A 16,190-nucleotide genomic window follows, 5' to 3' on the forward strand; every position below is an offset into this window, starting at 1 on the left:
CCCATCTCCCACTCTCTAAGCTGGTTGAAGTTGCTGATGAAATAGCTGCTTCACCTGCACCCACGAGTCGGCTGCTGCCGTAGCGTCGTAACTGCCGCGGTGGTCGCAGAAGAAGCCGTGATCGGCATTGTAGCGGAAAATTTGGTGAGAAATACTGTGTTTTTGCAATTCTGCGGCGATTTGGTCAACTTGTTCTAAGGGAATGCTGGGGTCTTGAGTGCCAAAAAAGGCGTAGAGAGTGCCTTTAATGTCTGCTGTGCGGGCGATCGTCGGGGTTCCGCCCCCGGGGGTTTGGGTGGCGATACCGGCGCCGTAGAACGACGCTGTAGCCTTGATTTCGGGCAAAGTAGCTCCGAGGTAGGCGACGTGTCCTCCAAAGCAGAAACCAATGCAGCCAAAACCTTCTGGTTTGACAGAGGGTAGAGTTTTGAGGTAATCGATGGTGGCTTGGATATCGCCGAGAAGTTCGGAAGCTGTGGTTTTTTCTTTGTATTCTCTGCCGATTTGGATGGCTTCGGGTGTGTAGCCGGTTTCAAAGCCGGGGGCTTGACGCTGGTAAATGGCTGGGGCGATCGCCACATATCCTTCTTTTGCTATTCTTTCAGTAACTTCGCGGATGTGCGAGTTGACGCCAAAGATTTCTTGAATTACGATAACTGCGGGAAATTGCCCTGGGGAGGCTGGCTGGGCTAGGTATGCAGCTATTTGCAAATCCCCGTTAGGAACTGTGATGTTTTTGGTGCTAATTTCGGCTTTTGTCATAGAGAGTTTTAAGGTAAATGTCACTCTACTGATTTTAAGTTAATTTGGGGATTTTTTAGGCAATTCGCTAATAATATTTTTCGGAACCGCAAAGCGCAAATACCGCAAATATGGTAGATAAAAGTTCGCTACTTATTGAAAGTTTAGGTTTTGCTGAATCAGTGGGTTTCGATCGTTCCTAGCAATTAATTGGGGTAAAATATCGGTAAAATATAAGTTTTGGTCTGTTATTGGCTCAAACATAGATTTTGAAAATCCTAGAGTTGAGAACATTTTATCTGGCTTGTTCGTGAGATTCTTAAGATAAGTATCTAACTCGATTAGCTGTTAAATATGAGCTAATTTTTTTTACTATATCGGAGTATATTTTAAATCCATTTGCTTTTTGGTGGGCGGAATCGTTGTGTTTCTTTTACTAATTTTAATTAGTCTTTTAGGGCTATATTGCGGTAGGTTGTTGGTTTTTCCTTGAGCTTCCCTTTATGGGCAGTGGATGTAGTACAGTGTGTTTGAGTGTGCTGAATTGAGTGAGACTGAGTATGGTAAGTTACGATCGCCACGCCGAACAAAGTTATTAAACCAGTTGAGAAGAGGGATGCAGGCTAGGACTAAAATCTAAGTTACGATCGCCACGCCGAACAAAGTCATCGAACCAGTTGAGGAGATTGATGGAGGCTAGGACTCAAGTCTAAGTTACGATCGCCATGCCGAACAAAGTCATCAAACCCAAGGAAGAGTGTATTTTGTTTTTTCCGCTGTGCGCTTGCTGTCAGACTAAGATTGAAGGTATTGGTGGCGTAGAGCCCGTTGATTGCACAATATTTTTTGCTGAGTTTGGGTCAAGGGGTAGGTGTTAAAATCCGAGTATCAAATTTTTCGGCTCAAACTCATGTGCAGCAAGAGTTTGATGCCCCTCGTGTGAAAAAAAGATTGACGGAAAGTCTGAAAGATTTAGAGGATAAGGTTTTGGAGTGAGTATGGAAACTCGGGTATTGACAAGCCGAAGGCTGGAATGGTAATTTTTTAGATGGACGCAACTGCACCTTGAAAACCAAATACACCCTGGCTTCTGGAACGGGCGGCCGAAAAAAACCTAAAACCCTATCAGGGATTGAAACATAAGCTGTCCAAGCTTGATAAGTGTATTTATTTTCCGAAAAAAACCTAAAACCCTATCAGGGATTGAAACAGACGTAAACCAGCTTGAAGCTTTCGCAGACAAGGCCGAAAAAAACCTAAAACCCTATCAGGGATTGAAACAATTAACAAAGTTACTTGCTGTTGACGCTGCGCCTGATAATGCCGAAAAAAACCTAAAACCCTATCAGGGATTGAAACTTATCAATTAATCTGTCTAAGAGGCTCGCCAAGATAAGAAGCCGAAAAAAACCTAAAACCCTATCAGGGATTGAAACGTTTAACTTGGCACAACTGACGGGCAGTGTCGAGAGCCGAAAAAACCTAAAACCCTATCAGGGATTGAAACGCTCTTTGGGTGGGAAACTCGCCCCCCACGATCTGGCCGAAAAAAACCTAAAACCCTATCAGGGATTGAAACACTTTTTGGCAAGTCCAGCGTTCGATCGCACTTTTGTGCCGAAAAAAACCTAAAACCCTATCAGGGATTGAAACAAATTACGGGAATTGCGAGATGATAACAACCCAAAGCGCCGAAAAAAACCTAAAACCCTATCAGGGATTGAAACTACGGACTGCCGGGAATAATCGGCTCTGCTAATTTAAGCCGAAAAAAACCTAAAACCCTATCAGGGATTGAAACCCAGAAACCGAAAGACCCAAGCATCCCACAACGATAGAGGCGAAAAAAACCTAAAACCCTATCAGGGATTGAAACCGACAGATCCGGTTGCAAAAGTCTGGGCTAAAGTGCCGAAAAAAACCTAAAACCCTATCAGGGATTGAAACCTTTAGCTGGTAGCTCTGCATGAGCAATGATGCAATTCGATAGCCGAAAAAAACCTAAAACCCTATCAGGGATTGAAACATTACCCCTCCCCCGATAATATGCCTGTCCCTCTTGCCGAAAAAAACCTAAAACCCTATCAGGGATGGAAACGAAATGCACTCAGGCGGAATAAAACCCATCCCTTGCCGAAAAAAACCTAAAACCCTATCAGGGATTGAAACTCTGCGGTAATTTCACCGCGAGCGGGGGGATATGCCGAAAAAAACCTAAAACCCTATCAGGGATTGAAACTTACAATTTGAGCTAACCCTAATTCGGCTATCCTCTCGCCGAAAAAAAGCTAAAACCCTATCAGGGATTGAAACTATTCAACTATATAACAAACTTAGAAAATATTGGTTGCCGAAAAAAACCTAAAACCCTATCAGGGATTGAAACTGAGCGCTATATTTTGGATGATAGAGAAGCTCTCGGCGATCGCCGAAAAAAACCTAAAACCCTATCAGGGATTGAAACAACGAGTTCTACGAAACTGTCGAGAAGGATAACGCAGCCGAAAAAAACCTAAAACCCTATCAGGGATTGAAACTTCAAAAATTGTTGTAAAAGGCTTTAATCCTCAATGCCGAAAAAAACCTAAAACCCTATCAGGGATTGAAACCTATTCATCAAATCTGCTCAGAAATAATTTATGGCCGAAAAAAACCTAAAACTCTATCAGGGATTGAAACTTAGGGGGTATGATTAAAGAGCAATTGATGGAGTATTGCCGAAAAAAACCTAAAACCCTATCAGGGATTGAAACGCATTATCATCAATCATTAAAGTTACCAATAAACGCCGAAAAAAACCTAAAACCCTATCAGGGATTGAAACAAAAATTAACCTCGGTTTAATCGTGTTTTTCGCGGCCCTGGCCGAAAAAAACCTAAAACCCTATCAGGGATTGAAACGAGTGGCAGACAAAATTAGAGTGTTGGAAATACACGCCGAAAAAAACCTAAAACCCTATCAGGGATTGAAACGCCTTGCCTGGGAATATCCCGCGCGCGCCACAATCAAGGCCGAAAAAAACCTAAAACCCTATCAGGGATTGAAACGATTACCCGCCAACCCAAGGCTTGAGCCGCTGGCGGGCCGAAAAAAACCTAAAACCCTATCAGGGATTGAAACGACTGATCCACCCCGCAGAATACCATGTGTCAAGGCCGAAAAAAACCTAAAACCTTATCAGGGATTGAAACGAACTTCAAGGCGAATTAATTGCAGAAATTCAAGAGCCGAAAAAAACCTAAAACCCTATCAGGGATTGAAACCAGAACCCTTTAAATCCACCTGATTTAAAGGAGATAGCCGAAAAAAACCTAAAACCCTATCAGGGATTGAAACCAATTAATTCTCCGACTTTCATTAATTCTCCTCATGCCGGAAAAAACCTAAAACCCCATCTAGGGCTTGAAACGTCCAAACTACAAAATTATTGGCTCAAAAATAGACTTCTCCTCTATCTTTTTATCTCCTCCCATAACCTCAAGCAATCGATCGACTACACGCCTCCAAGTAAAATTTTCAGCCACAAAAGCCGGGCCCGCAACCCTCGCTTTCGCAGCGATTCCAGGCTCTTCGATCGCCCTTTGCATCAAATCAGTCAAATGTTCCCACTCAGGAGCTAAGATAAATAAGGTTTCCCCGTCACTCACCACAGCCGTAAATTTACTTTCGATCCGCTGTGCAAAGTTCGATCGCGTCAAATCATCGGTAGGGCCGCCCGCAGTGCAAATAACCGGCAAACCGCAAGCTGCTGCTTCCAACACCGGCAGATTAAAACCTTCTGCCAAATAGGGAGAAACATAAGCATCTGCTGCTTGGTAAAACTCTGCTATTTGAGCAAAAGATAGCTGGCTACCAGTATAAATTAATCTCGGTAAAACCCTCGCTCTTTCCGCATCGTTGAGCACAACTCGGCAGGCTTCCGCAATCTCGTCTCTCGACGGATAAAGCAGTTCAGAACCTTTTAAAACTAATCTCGCATCTGGATATTTGTCAACTACCGCAGCGAAGGCTTTTAATAAAGGGCGAATACCTTTGCGATCCGTTTGTCCTCCGATATTTAAAAATATAAAATAGTTTGACCAGCCGAAGCTTTCGCGCAGTGATTGACGCCGATCGCCCGCAGCAGGATAATAAATCTTAGGATCGACACCCAAAGGTACGACGGCAATGCGATCAGCCTCCACACCGCTGCGAATTAAGCCAGCTTTTGACCAAGCTGAAGGTGTAATAATTTTCGTTTCTGAGTTAACGGGGGTTTCGGCGATCGACTTAACACCCATCGCCTGTAATACTGAACTGGTAACAATCCCCCATTCTGTGGCTGCAAATACCCAAGTTTGAGCGCTGTGGGAGGCCGAGAAGTCCCACGGGCAGTATATTCGCAGGGTAACATCGGCTGACTGATTTACCGCTGGGATCTTAATGCTGCGAAGTAATGTTTCATTTGGGCGATCGAACAAACTAATTTTCGTCTCCCAAGCCGCGTCAATGTAGGGCATATCGCGGTGGAAAAGCTCAATTTGTCCTCGCGGGCGAGCGAGCATTTCCAGCAGTTGAAATTGATTGGCTACGCAATAGGAATGATAAATAAAACGCCAGCCTTCAACAATAATCTGCAATTCAAAACTCCCGCTTTTGGAATTAAAAATTTAACTAATAATCAGAAATTGGTAATTAGCAAATAGAAAGCAGAAATTACCAATTACTAATTACCAATTCCTTACTTAATCACTTGCCAATCCATAATCCGCCACTGTCCCTCTTGGCGGATCAAGTCGTAGCGCACCCGCAGGTTTTCATTGCGCGAAGAAACGAGTTGAGAACGATCGAACACTTCGGCTTTTTCCCCAACTTGGGCTTCTACTTGGGCGCGATCGGGATTAGTCGGATTCGTCTTAACTCCATTAACTTCCAGCTTGTGTACATAACGCTGGTGCGCGTTGTTGCGCTGTTGAGCTTCTGCCATCAATTGCCAGCGAGACAAAGCCGGTTCTGTCAGAACTTGCTTTAATTCTTCAACAGCGTGATTGGGGCCCAAAGCCGCTGCTTTCGCCGATAGCCAGCTTTGAACTATTTGTCCGGCTGATTCCTCAGTGATTTCTCCCGACACTGCGCCTGCAGCGCTCGGCTCTGGGGCCGGGGCCAAGGCAGGGATTTCTAGGGGCGGTTCTTCCAGGCGGACGAGGGCTTGCTCTCCTTGGAGGGATGGGCCCGATAGGGCTTGCATCGCGCTAGCCAACAGACTGAGTATTAACCACAGGAGTAACAGGCTCAGGACACCTGCGACTAGAAACAAAGCCAGCCTGTTTGGAGGCATAGACTTGACTTGGGCGGTAAGTTCTGCTGCCTTGGTGCGCACCCGATCGACCAAATCGCCCTTTAGCCCATTGCCGCTTGCTGCGCTGTGCCCTGAATGTTGGCGTCTGCGATGTTTGGAAGTCGATTCTGCTGGGTGTGGCACTGTAGCTATGGGGATAGAGACGGGGGCAACAGCGCTCGCCGCGCCCACCGTTGTCGGGGATTTCGCCCCCGAGGCTGCGCTGGAAGCGTCGCCCGGTACGGGGGTCAAGGTGACGGTACTGGCTCCCTGCTTGGCTGTGGGTGGCTGTGGGGGTATGGCAGCGGGTGATCTGCCTGCTGCTGGTTGCAGTCGCGCCGGGGGCTTGCCCGAGCGGGGCTGCACAACTACCCATTCGTTGGCGGTTTCGGCGTCTTGTGGCAAAGCTTCTAGGTAAGCTTGTACTTTCGGGTCAGCAAAGTAGTCTTTCAAGGACACTGACTCGTTTGCCAAGTCGCGGAAGTGGGGAAACACTTCTTCTTGTAGCCAGTGTTCGGCGTACAAGCACAGTCCGGGCAACAAATCGGGTGAATCTTGGGAATGTTCGCGAATGAAGGCCAGGGGTTCTTTTTCCGAACTGAGTTCGAGGGATCGGCTGGCTTCTTCTGTCTGGCCCAGCAGCAGGGAACAGACGGCTTTTTCCAGGTGAACGTCTTGGCGGCGACCGAGCTGCATCAGCATCAGCTTGGCCCGACGGATCATCGATGGCTGTCTGGCGGCAAATCCTTGGGCTAACAGGGTGTAGACCGAGAGGTAAGTGGCGACTGCGGAGGGGCGGCCGGCTTCGGCTTCAAATAGCGCCTGCTGCTCGCTGCTGGTTAGGTGTTTACGCATTTGCTGCACGAACCGGAGGAAGTCTTCTATTCCTAAACCCGATCGATCGTCTCCCGAACCGTCGATACCGCCTCGTTCTTGAAGCATTTCTCGCAGGATTTGCAGTCCCCGGCGACGCTCGGCGACTTTTTCTTCGGGGAGGGATAGTAGCTCTAAAATGTTGTACGGACGGAGTTTGTATATGTCGGCTTGCATTTCACCCCTCACGCTTGCAAATAGGCTTTCGCGCAGCAGCAATTCTTGACCTGCTTCTAATGATCTTGCGGCATTTTCGTACTGACCTTGCTGCCACTGTTCGCGGCCGAGTTCTAGACAGGCAAGGCTGACGGTTAAAACTATATCTGGCCTCACGAGCTGGGGGTCGCCGAAACGACCTTCTGCGATCGCGATGCTGCCATTGTTAAGATACGGGCGACCCAGCTTCTGTACGAGTTCGTATTCCCCCAGTTCTTGCAGTATGAGCAGGGCTCCTACGAATTGGTTGTCATCGATTTCAATACTTGGAGTGTGGGGGTCGGGAGCAGCCTCTAAAGCCTTGGACTCTGGCGGAGCGGTTTCTCCTGCGTCTTGCAGGAAGGTGGCCGTGCCTGCTGAGGTTTTTGACCTCTGGTGCTTGGCTTCCTGTGCGGCTTCCGACTCTCGATCGTAAGTTTTGGCTAAAAAACTGGCATCGTAAGCTTTGCGCCCCTCTGAGTCTGACAGAACGGCGCAGGCTTCATCGAGCAGTTGTTTGCGGGCGACGATCGCAACTTCGGAATACTCCCTGCGCGGAAGCTGTAAAGTTCGATCGCGGTGAGCCTGCTGCAACTGTTCGGCAGTAGCTTGAATCGGTAGACCCAAAATCCGGTAGTAATCTAGTGGAATTAACACTGTCCACTTCCCCAAAGCGCTAGCAACTGAATTAGCCTATCTTAAGTGACATACTCCCGCAAACCAAATCAAAAATTCTGGTGTTGGCTTCCAACCGCCCCATTCACGGTATGTTGGACTTGCCGTAGAGATCCTCTGATTTTTTTCCCTCTACAGCGTTTTACAGTGAGGAAAATGCAAAGGCCCACTGCCCGTCAGCTAAATGAGTGGTTTGACTCTTGAGCATTTTCGGGTTTGAGAGTAATGGAATTATATCATTCGTTTGCATCGGGTTTAGAGGGGAGTTGGTTCTCCGACTCCGGGCAATCCGCCCCGCCTGCCAAACTCATTTTAACAATTGGTGAACTGTTGCACAGAAAACGATCAAACGTTTTCTGCTGCGGTTGTGTCCCATCTGGGTTTAAATTTAGATGTCTAGGAAGCCGATCGTCGGGTATTAATTATTTATGGTTCAGGAACGGACTTTACCAGTTTTTGACGCGCAAAGCGTAACCATTTCTCGGGATGAGGGCTTGATGCTCTACGAGGATATGGTCTTGGGGCGCTATTTTGAGGACAAGTGTGCTGAGATGTACTACCGGGGCAAAATGTTTGGTTTTGTCCACTTGTACAACGGTCAGGAAGCTGTCTCTACTGGCGTGATTCGATCGATGCGCCGGGATGACACTGATTACGTCAGCAGCACCTACCGCGATCACGTTCACGCTTTGAGCGCGGGCGTCCCGGCGCGGGAGGTAATGGCGGAGTTGTTCGGGAAGGAAACAGGTTGCTCGAAGGGCCGCGGCGGTTCGATGCATATGTTTTCTGCAGAACACCGACTCCTGGGGGGCTATGCTTTTGTGGCTGAGGGAATTCCTGTAGCTACGGGGGCGGCTTTTCAATCGAAGTACCGACGCGAAGCTTTGGGGGATGAGAGTTCTGATGGGGTGACTGCTTGTTTTTTTGGCGATGGTGCTGCAAATAACGGGCAGTTTTTTGAGTGTTTGAATATGGCGGCTTTGTGGAAATTGCCGATTATTTATGTCGTGGAAAACAACAAATGGGCGATCGGGATGGCCCACGAGCGAGCTACTTCTGACCCACTGATTTACAAAAAAGCTCATGCTTTTGGCATGGCTGGTTTTGAGGTTGACGGGATGGATGTTTTGGCGGTGCGGGAAGTGGCCAAGGAAGCTGTGGCGCGGGCGCGGGCCGGCGAGGGGCCGACTTTGATTGAGGCTTTGACTTATCGCTTTCGCGGGCATTCTTTGGCAGATCCTGATGAGTTGCGTTCTAAGGAAGAGAAGGAATATTGGTTCCCCCGCGATCCGATTAAGAAGTTGGCTGCTGATTTGATCGATCGAACTTTGGCAACTGCTGAAGAATTGAAAGAGATCGATAATAAAATTCAAGCAGTAATTGATGATGCAGTCGATTTTGCTGAGAAAAGCGCTGAGCCAGATCCTAGCGAATTGTATCGGTTTATCTATGCAGAAGATGAGTAAGCTGTTGTGCATTTAACTTGTATGTTTAGGGCAGCCAGGATGCCCACCCCACAAGAGTGATAGAACCCAGTAGGGACACGGCGAAAGCCTTTGTCCCTACTGCACTTCTTAAACCGAAAATACGCTGTAAGACTTACCTAAAAACTCTAACTGTAGGGTGTGCACTGCGAACCTTACAAGCATAAATTAGGGCGAGAATCAAAGGTAGACTTTCTAGACGAAAAGAGGCGATATGATAAATCTCGCTCGCGATCTAATTCAACCCAGCAAAAATATGGGTGCAGTTCGAGCCGAAGTCAAGCTAAGGAATGCCATTGATGAAGCCTTAGTGAGTCTAGGAGTTCTCAATCCAAATCTGTTGCCCGTGTACGAAGCAGAAGCACTGATAGATAGTGGTGCAGTACGCACAGCTATTCTTGTAGAAGTCGGCGAACACCTCGGCTTAATTCGGAGTCAAGAAATAGCAAAATATATCGAATCAAGCTGAATATCGAGAGGTTCTGAAAATTCCCTGAGCTTTTCAGAACCAAGCTTATCTTTAAATAGTTGTGCTTGATCCCTTACCCAGGGCTGTTTCATTCTCTTGTAGGGGCTGCCCCCCGTGGCTGCCCCTATGTCTCAAACGCCTGTGAAGTCGTCTGTGGGGAGGTAGACATTCTTGGCACTACAAGAGTCAAAATCCCGATTTTCCTGAGAATGAAACAGCCCTGATCCCTTACCATGTCCCTCGACTTCCCAAGTCCGAACTTCTTTCTTTGATCTGCTATTCCTTGATTGAGAGAAAGATAAACGCCAGAGAAGTCGGCGCGAAATAAATAAACACAGTACAACCCCGACTGGACACTCTCAGTTACAAGCTTGTTAAATATTGCTATCCAAGGAACTTTAACCCAAGAACCATTCCCTGCTGAACCTTTTACGCTATATATTTCTGGTAATTCCAATGAAGCACTTATTGATTTCGGCACTACATTTTTGACATAACTAGCAAAGGAATGTCCCTTGAAGTTGTCATTACTGATCAATGGATATTCCAAAATGATTTTTTTAAGGGAGTCTCTAAGCGCCATAACCAATAATTAATTTTGCATTTTCAATTTAATTTATATAGTGCCTCACCAGCAGCTTTCAAATATTAACCCTGCGGATAATCCCGAGATATAACCCTTAATTATACCGCAACTGCGGTATAACATTTTATACCAGGTGTAAACTACCGCAAACTACCGCAAGATTACCCGATCGCGCATTATGTATATTGCCCCAAATACAGCGCTGCCCCTAACCCGCAAATCTCCCTTGCAGAAAGTACCACAAACGTGATACCGTAGAAGCTTGTGTCCAAATAACACCAGTCCATGCCAAAACTCAAAACTCGCAAAGCAGCCGCAAAGCGCTTTAGAGCGACCGGCAGCGGTAAGATTGTGCGCCGCAAAGCTTACAAAAGCCACTTGCTACAGCACAAAAGTTCAGCTCGCAAAAGCCGTCTCTCTAAGCTGGTCGTCATCGACGAGACCAACGATGCTAACGTGCGGTTAATGCTTCCATACTTGTAAAGTTTAACGGAAATTAAAGATGACACGGGTAAAACGCGGTAATGTCGCCAGAGCGCGCCGCAAAAAAATTCTCAAATTAGCCAAGGGTTTCCGAGGCGCACAGTCGAAACAGTTCCGCACAGCTAACCAACGGGTGATGCAAGCCCTGCGTAACGGTTATCGCGATCGCAAAAAACGCAAACGCGATTTCCGTCGCCTGTGGATTGCTCGGATCAATGCCGCATCGCGCCAGCACGGCACGAGCTACAGCAGACTGATCGGCAACATGAAAAAAGCCAACATCGAAATCAACCGCAAAATGCTGGCACAAATGGCGATTATTGACCCTGCAACATTCGGTAAAGTCGTGGAAATGGCTAATCGAGCCGGAGCCTGAAAGTTAGGTTACTTTTCAGAATGCACAAAGCAGAAGTAAGAAAGATTTAACTGTCTGCCAGAGAAGGAAAACTCCTGATGAATTTAGGAGGTTGAGAGCAATTTTCCTTCTTTGTTCTTACTTCTGGGCTGTTGCTTTTTCAGAAATCGCGATCGGGCCGATCGATCGCTATTTCCTTGTTTTTTATACAGTTGCAGAGGCAAATCTTAGAGATTGCTAGCGCATTAAAATAAATAAAACCTTCCACAGACATACCTAAATTTAAGAAAAACATGGATAGTAATTTACTCATTGTTTACTTGTCAGTCCTGCTCGCTATACTCGGCAGCACTTCATGGTTTGTGGTGCGCCAAATTCTCAAAACTCGGAAGCTGGAAATGTCTCTGGAACGCTTAGAAAATAAGCTGACAGTAGAAAAAGGAACAGCACAGGAATACTACGAATTAGGAAGTATCTATCTAGATAAGAAGCTTTACTCCCAGGCGATCGTACTGTTTCAAAAAGCCCTGAAAGCCAAAGACTTAGAAGGCGAAGAAAATCAAGCTGTTATTTACAACGCCCTCGGTTTTGCACACTTTGGCCAAGAACAGTACGACATCGCAATCCGCCACTACAAAGAAGCCCTGAAGTTGCAGCCCGAATACGTTACATCTCTCAATAATCTGGGTCACGCCTACGAGCGCAAGAAATTAACAGCTCAAGCCTTGGAAATGTACGAACAAGCTCTTGCCTGCCATCCAGACAATACCACGGCAAAACAGCGAGTAGAGTCCCTCCGGAAGCGTTTGGTAATCTATAATTGAGCGCCCTTGTTAGAGCAATAGAGATCCCGCAAACCTGGTTTCATTCAGAAACCGGGTTTTTTCTTAACATAGTCCAAGATATTAAACTATCCCACACATTAATGCGTTAGTTTTTAAGAACTGGAATTCCGAGTGAAGCTCGATCACACACCGTCCCAGCACTTTAAATTACTGTCAAGATAAAAGCAGTACCTGCAACGCCGGTCAGTCCTAAACAATAGAAGGAGGAGAACGTAGTGACATCAATTCTCGTTGTCGAAGATTCGTGGTTGACTCGCAGGGTAATCTGCAAAATCTTGCGAGCAGAAGGATACGAGACTTGGGAAGCATCCAGCGGCCCAGAAGCTCTAGAACAGCTCGGCACTAAAACCCCAAACTGTATGCTCTTAGATCTGCTGATGCCAGAAATGGAAGGTCGAGAAGTCCTGCAAGCGATGCGCGATCGAGGATATAAAATTCCAGTGATCGTAATTACCGCAGACATCCAAGCAAGCACCCGCTCCGAGTGCATGGAACTCGGAGCCCTGGCAGTCATTCACAAAATGCCCAACTCAGATGAACTGATCGGGTGGATCAAAAAAGCTCTCAGTGTCAGCGAGGAGAGCACCCAATGAAATTAAGCACTCGACAGCTCGATGCTTTGCAGGAACTCGTCAACATCGGTATCGGTCAAGCCGCAGGGGTTTTGAACGACATGATCGACTCCCCGATTCGCTTGCAAATCCCCTATCTTCAAATACTGACTCCCATTGACGTGGAAGAAGAGTTAGAGCAGCACCTCAACGGCGAGCAAATCGCCGCTGTCCAGCTCAAATTCACAGGCTCCTTTGGAGGCATTGCCCAGCTAGTCTTTCCCACCAACAGCGCTGCCCTGCTGGTGACAATGCTTACAGGGGAAGAAGTTGGAACTCACGATCTTGATTCAGTCAAAATTGGTACGCTGAGTGAAGTGGGAAATATTGTAATTAATGGGGTCATGGGTGCAATCAGCAACGTACTTCAGCAGCGCCTGAACTACTCAATTCCCACTTATAGCGAAGGGACGATTGCTAGTTTGCTGGTATCTGGCGGTTTAGCTACTGATACAGTTGTTTTATTAGCTCAGACCAGTTTCATGATTGAAAGGCTTCACATTGAAGGAGATATCATTCTTATTTTCAATGTTAATTCCTTTGACACCTTGTTGACTGCTATCAATCAACTTGCCGGGGGTCTATGATTGAGGAGAGCAAAAGTATTAAGGAAAAGTTTGGGGTTCTCGACAGCGTACCAGTCGGCGCCTGCTTGCTGCAAGATGATTTTGTGGTGCTGTTTTGGAACACTTGTCTAGAAGAGTGGACTAAAATTCCCCGCAGCCAAATATTGGGAACAAAGATCACAACCCATTTTCCTCACCTGAGTCAGTTAAAGTACGCCACTCGCTTCAAGCAAATCTTTGCAGGAGGCCCGCCAACAATTTTTTCTTCTCAAATTCACAAACACCTGATTCCGGCAACTTGGCAAGACGGCCAGCAGCGAATTCAGCAAACTACTGTGACTGCTGTGCCGGCCCTAGAGGCTGGCATAGAAGAACAGGAGATTAGAGACTGGGTTCTCCATACTCTTGAGTTGGCATCAGACGGTACAGTCGGAGTCGGCTCACCAAGAAGTGCTTTTTTGTCTAGGGAATCTGCACCCTCAGTTTCGTCATCAATATGGCCGGGCATCAATTCCCCATCGTTCTATGCGCTGCTGGTGATTCAAGACGTGACCGACCTCACCCATCGCATCCAAGCTTACCGCACAATGCGGGATCAAGCTTTGGAAGAAGTGCAAGTGCGTCAGCGGGTGGAGGAAGAATTGCGATCGAGCCAGCATTTCATCCAGCAGATTGCTGACGCGGCGCCTTATTTGCTCTACATTTACGATTTGACCGAACAGCGAAACGTCTACGTCAACGGTCAAGCTTCTAAATTGCTGGGCTACACTCCCCAAGAAATTTTACAGATGCAAACTGCTTTGTACTCCAGTTTGGTGTACCCAGAAGATTTGCCGAGGCTCAAAGCCCACCAGCAAAAATTTCCCTCGACCCAAGACGGGCATATTTTGGAGCTGGAGTATCGCCTCAAACATCGATCGGGCGAATGGCGCTGGTTTCGCTGCCGCGACCAAGTTTTCGCCCGCACAGCCGACGGCTGCCCCAAACAAATTTTCGGCACCGCTCAAGATATCACCGAGTACAAGCGGGCAGAAGAGGCGCTGCGGCAGCAGAACGAACGAGAACTACTGATGGCGACGATTACTCAGCACATCCGCCAGTCTCTGGATTTGGGCGAAGTGCTCCGCACGACAGTGACAGAAGTGCGTCAGTTCCTTCAGGCCGATCGAGTGATGATCGTGCGCTTTAACCCCTGTACCGACAGTCTCTGCGCCGGTCCGGCGACGGGGGCGGTGACAGTCGAATCTGTAGCTCCCAACTGCCAGCCGATGTTGGGGGAAACCCTGGAAAATTTCTGTTTTGACCAGTTCTATCTCGAAGCGTACCAACATCGATCGATCCGACCGATCGGCGATGTTTTGGCCGCGGATTTGCCGCAATATCAAATTGACTTGCTCGCACAATTCGCGGTGAGAGCTTATTTGGTAGTGCCTTTAGTGCAAGGAGACGATTTGTGGGGGCTGCTGATGGCCCACCAGTGCAGTCCCCGGCAGTGGATGCAGTTGGAAGTAGAGTTGCTGTCTTCTCTGGCCACCCAGTTGGCGATCGCTATCAAGCAAGCAGAACTCTACCAGCAGTTGCAAGCAGCCAACCTCAAGTTAGAGCGCTTGGCAACTTTAGACGAACTCACACAGCTAGCAAACCGCCGCCGGTTCGATCAGTATTTAGAAATGGAGTGGCGCAGACAAGCCCGAGAACAAACGCCCATGTCCCTAATTCTGTGCGATATTGATTCTTTTAAAAGTTACAACGATACTTACGGGCATCAAGGCGGAGACGAATGTTTGCGACAAGTCGCCGGGGCGATCGGCAATGCAGTCAATCGACCCGCCGATTTAGTAGCTCGCTACGGAGGCGAAGAATTTGCTGTTATTTTGCCAAATACCGCGATTCAAGGCGCGGTGATGGTAGCCAAACACATACAGCTCAAAATCGCAGCTTTGCAGGTTCCTCACGCTGGTTCTCAAGTGAGCCCATACGTCACTCTCAGTCTTGGCGTAGCGAGTATTGTTCCTGCATCTGAATCGGGAGCCGAAATTCTGATTGCCACAGCCGACCAAGCGCTGTATCAGGCTAAACGACTTGGGCGCGATCGTATCCAACTATACCAGCCTGATCCTGCTGCTGGCAAGCCAAATGGCACAAGCACTTCGATACTTCCTGTAGATTTTTCTCTACCTAACACTAATTTACCCTCTCCCACCAGCGCTTGAGGAATTGCCATATTTGTGGATTCCGAGTAGTTATACCATTCCGCAAAAAAAATGCCCCTGTCAGCGCGTGATCCAAACCCTGATACCCCTGTTCTGTCACTCTGCGAATTAAAGAAGTAAAAAATAAGCTAGCTCAAACATAAAAGGGTTGGAATTGATTTATTGAATCAATTAAATCGTTGCACCCAAGCAATAAATTAGGATTAGGGAATATTTATTATCAAGGATAAACCAACCAAAATAGAAGCATAGGTTGGATAAGCTGTTGTACATTTAAACTGTGATATACAGCGTATCCCAAGTTTATGACTGTAGTTTAGACTAACCAAAGATGAGAAAGGTGGCAAAAGAAGAACTAGAGCCACCGTTAAGGAGAGAATGAGGGTGAAAAAGAAAACCTATCCACTCCTTAAATGAACAGTGAACGATTAAAGGACTTTCGTCAAGCAGCATACGAGTTATTGGTACTCGCCAAGGATGCAACATTCGAGCTGATGGATGCAGTGATGACCACCAGAAATGCGTCATGTTTAGCGGAATTTTCACTCAATCGATTATTCAAGCGTCAATGGCAATCGCGTCTATGAAGCCTTACAAGACTGTAGGCCAGACCGGAAAAAACTGATGGAGTTGTATCAAGCTGGGGGGGTGACAAAGAGGCCTAGGACATAGACCGAATCAGGGTTGCAGCCCGCATACCTTGTTGATAAAAGCGACGTTTATTTCGAGTTAACTTCATTAACTGTTCCACTTCATCAGAATATTGTTCGAGATAA

At 47.2% G+C, this 16,190-nt stretch carries 12 protein-coding genes and 1 CRISPR repeat array; of the genes, 8 read left to right on the top strand and 4 right to left on the bottom strand.

Annotation, left to right across the window (positions count from 1 at the left end; translation table 11 throughout):
- Positions 1 to 15: 15 nt before the first annotated feature.
- The 3 genes from QUA57_RS19595 to QUA57_RS19605 all read right to left on the bottom strand — a co-directional run bounded on the left by QUA57_RS19595 (position 16) and on the right by QUA57_RS19605 (position 7,784).
- The gene (locus QUA57_RS19595; RefSeq protein WP_333063138.1) at positions 16 to 762 is read right to left on the bottom strand and encodes a dienelactone hydrolase family protein; all 747 of its coding nucleotides are present in this window, start codon (positions 760 to 762) and stop codon (positions 16 to 18) included.
- 1,081 nt (positions 763 to 1,843) lie between these two features.
- A CRISPR array of direct repeats spans positions 1,844 to 4,078; the repeat unit is 37 nt; unit sequence GCCGAAAAAAACCTAAAACCCTATCAGGGATTGAAAC.
- 80 nt (positions 4,079 to 4,158) lie between these two features.
- Positions 4,159 to 5,361 carry a glycosyltransferase family 4 protein gene (locus QUA57_RS19600; protein WP_333063136.1) on the bottom strand — a complete coding sequence of 401 codons (1,203 nt, stop codon included), beginning with the start codon at positions 5,359 to 5,361 and terminating at the stop codon, positions 4,159 to 4,161.
- 101 nt (positions 5,362 to 5,462) lie between these two features.
- A complete protein-coding gene (locus QUA57_RS19605; protein WP_333063134.1) occupies positions 5,463 to 7,784 on the bottom strand; it encodes an IMS domain-containing protein in 2,322 nt (773 codons plus the stop codon).
- Positions 7,785 to 8,230: 446 nt separating this feature from the next.
- Here QUA57_RS19605 and pdhA point away from each other — a divergent pair, with 446 nt between their 5' ends.
- Positions 8,231 to 9,268 carry a pyruvate dehydrogenase (acetyl-transferring) E1 component subunit alpha gene (gene pdhA, locus QUA57_RS19610; protein WP_333063130.1) on the top strand — a complete coding sequence of 346 codons (1,038 nt, stop codon included), beginning with the start codon at positions 8,231 to 8,233 and terminating at the stop codon, positions 9,266 to 9,268.
- A gap of 232 nt (positions 9,269 to 9,500) precedes the next feature.
- Positions 9,501 to 9,755 carry a hypothetical protein gene (locus QUA57_RS19615; protein ID WP_333063129.1) on the top strand — a complete coding sequence of 85 codons (255 nt, stop codon included), beginning with the start codon at positions 9,501 to 9,503 and terminating at the stop codon, positions 9,753 to 9,755.
- A 124-nt stretch (positions 9,756 to 9,879) separates the two neighbouring features.
- Here QUA57_RS19615 and QUA57_RS19620 read toward each other — a convergent pair whose 3' ends face one another.
- Positions 9,880 to 10,338: an MrcB family domain-containing protein gene (locus QUA57_RS19620; protein WP_333063128.1), complete on the bottom strand. Its 459-nt coding sequence runs from the start codon at positions 10,336 to 10,338 to the stop codon at positions 9,880 to 9,882.
- 288 nt (positions 10,339 to 10,626) lie between these two features.
- On the opposite strand from QUA57_RS19620, the gene rpmI reads away from it, so the two are divergent.
- The 6 genes from rpmI to QUA57_RS19650 all read left to right on the top strand — a co-directional run bounded on the left by rpmI (position 10,627) and on the right by QUA57_RS19650 (position 15,414).
- Positions 10,627 to 10,824, top strand: coding sequence for a 50S ribosomal protein L35 (gene rpmI, locus QUA57_RS19625; protein ID WP_006634164.1), 198 nt, complete (start codon positions 10,627 to 10,629; stop codon positions 10,822 to 10,824).
- A 19-nt stretch (positions 10,825 to 10,843) separates the two neighbouring features.
- A complete protein-coding gene (gene rplT, locus QUA57_RS19630) occupies positions 10,844 to 11,200 on the top strand; it encodes a 50S ribosomal protein L20 (RefSeq protein WP_006634165.1) in 357 nt (118 codons plus the stop codon).
- A 272-nt stretch (positions 11,201 to 11,472) separates the two neighbouring features.
- Positions 11,473 to 12,003: a tetratricopeptide repeat protein gene (locus QUA57_RS19635; RefSeq protein ID WP_333039646.1), complete on the top strand. Its 531-nt coding sequence runs from the start codon at positions 11,473 to 11,475 to the stop codon at positions 12,001 to 12,003.
- 236 nt (positions 12,004 to 12,239) lie between these two features.
- Positions 12,240 to 12,617 carry a response regulator gene (locus QUA57_RS19640; protein WP_333039645.1) on the top strand — a complete coding sequence of 126 codons (378 nt, stop codon included), beginning with the start codon at positions 12,240 to 12,242 and terminating at the stop codon, positions 12,615 to 12,617.
- Entirely contained in the window at positions 12,614 to 13,222 is a 609-nt protein-coding gene (locus QUA57_RS19645) for a chemotaxis protein CheC (protein WP_333039643.1), read from the top strand. The genes QUA57_RS19640 and QUA57_RS19645 overlap by 4 nt, the downstream gene beginning before the upstream one ends.
- A complete protein-coding gene (locus QUA57_RS19650; protein WP_333063127.1) occupies positions 13,219 to 15,414 on the top strand; it encodes a diguanylate cyclase domain-containing protein in 2,196 nt (731 codons plus the stop codon). The genes QUA57_RS19645 and QUA57_RS19650 overlap by 4 nt, the downstream gene beginning before the upstream one ends.
- Positions 15,415 to 16,190 lie beyond the last annotated feature (776 nt).

It is taken from the genome of Microcoleus sp. Pol7_B2, from assembly GCF_036701035.1.
Taxonomy (GTDB): domain Bacteria; phylum Cyanobacteriota; class Cyanobacteriia; order Cyanobacteriales; family Microcoleaceae; genus Microcoleus.

Coding starts and splice junctions, on each gene's coding strand:
- QUA57_RS19595 (WP_333063138.1), bottom strand. CDS start 762: ATGACAAAAGCCGAAATTAGCACCAAAAACATCACAGTTCCTAACGGG.
- pdhA (WP_333063130.1), top strand. CDS start 8,231: ATGGTTCAGGAACGGACTTTACCAGTTTTTGACGCGCAAAGCGTAACC.
- QUA57_RS19615 (WP_333063129.1), top strand. CDS start 9,501: ATGATAAATCTCGCTCGCGATCTAATTCAACCCAGCAAAAATATGGGT.
- QUA57_RS19620 (WP_333063128.1), bottom strand. CDS start 10,338: ATGGCGCTTAGAGACTCCCTTAAAAAAATCATTTTGGAATATCCATTG.
- rpmI (WP_006634164.1), top strand. CDS start 10,627: ATGCCAAAACTCAAAACTCGCAAAGCAGCCGCAAAGCGCTTTAGAGCG.
- rplT (WP_006634165.1), top strand. CDS start 10,844: ATGACACGGGTAAAACGCGGTAATGTCGCCAGAGCGCGCCGCAAAAAA.
- QUA57_RS19635 (WP_333039646.1), top strand. CDS start 11,473: ATGGATAGTAATTTACTCATTGTTTACTTGTCAGTCCTGCTCGCTATA.
- QUA57_RS19645 (WP_333039643.1), top strand. CDS start 12,614: ATGAAATTAAGCACTCGACAGCTCGATGCTTTGCAGGAACTCGTCAAC.
- QUA57_RS19650 (WP_333063127.1), top strand. CDS start 13,219: ATGATTGAGGAGAGCAAAAGTATTAAGGAAAAGTTTGGGGTTCTCGAC.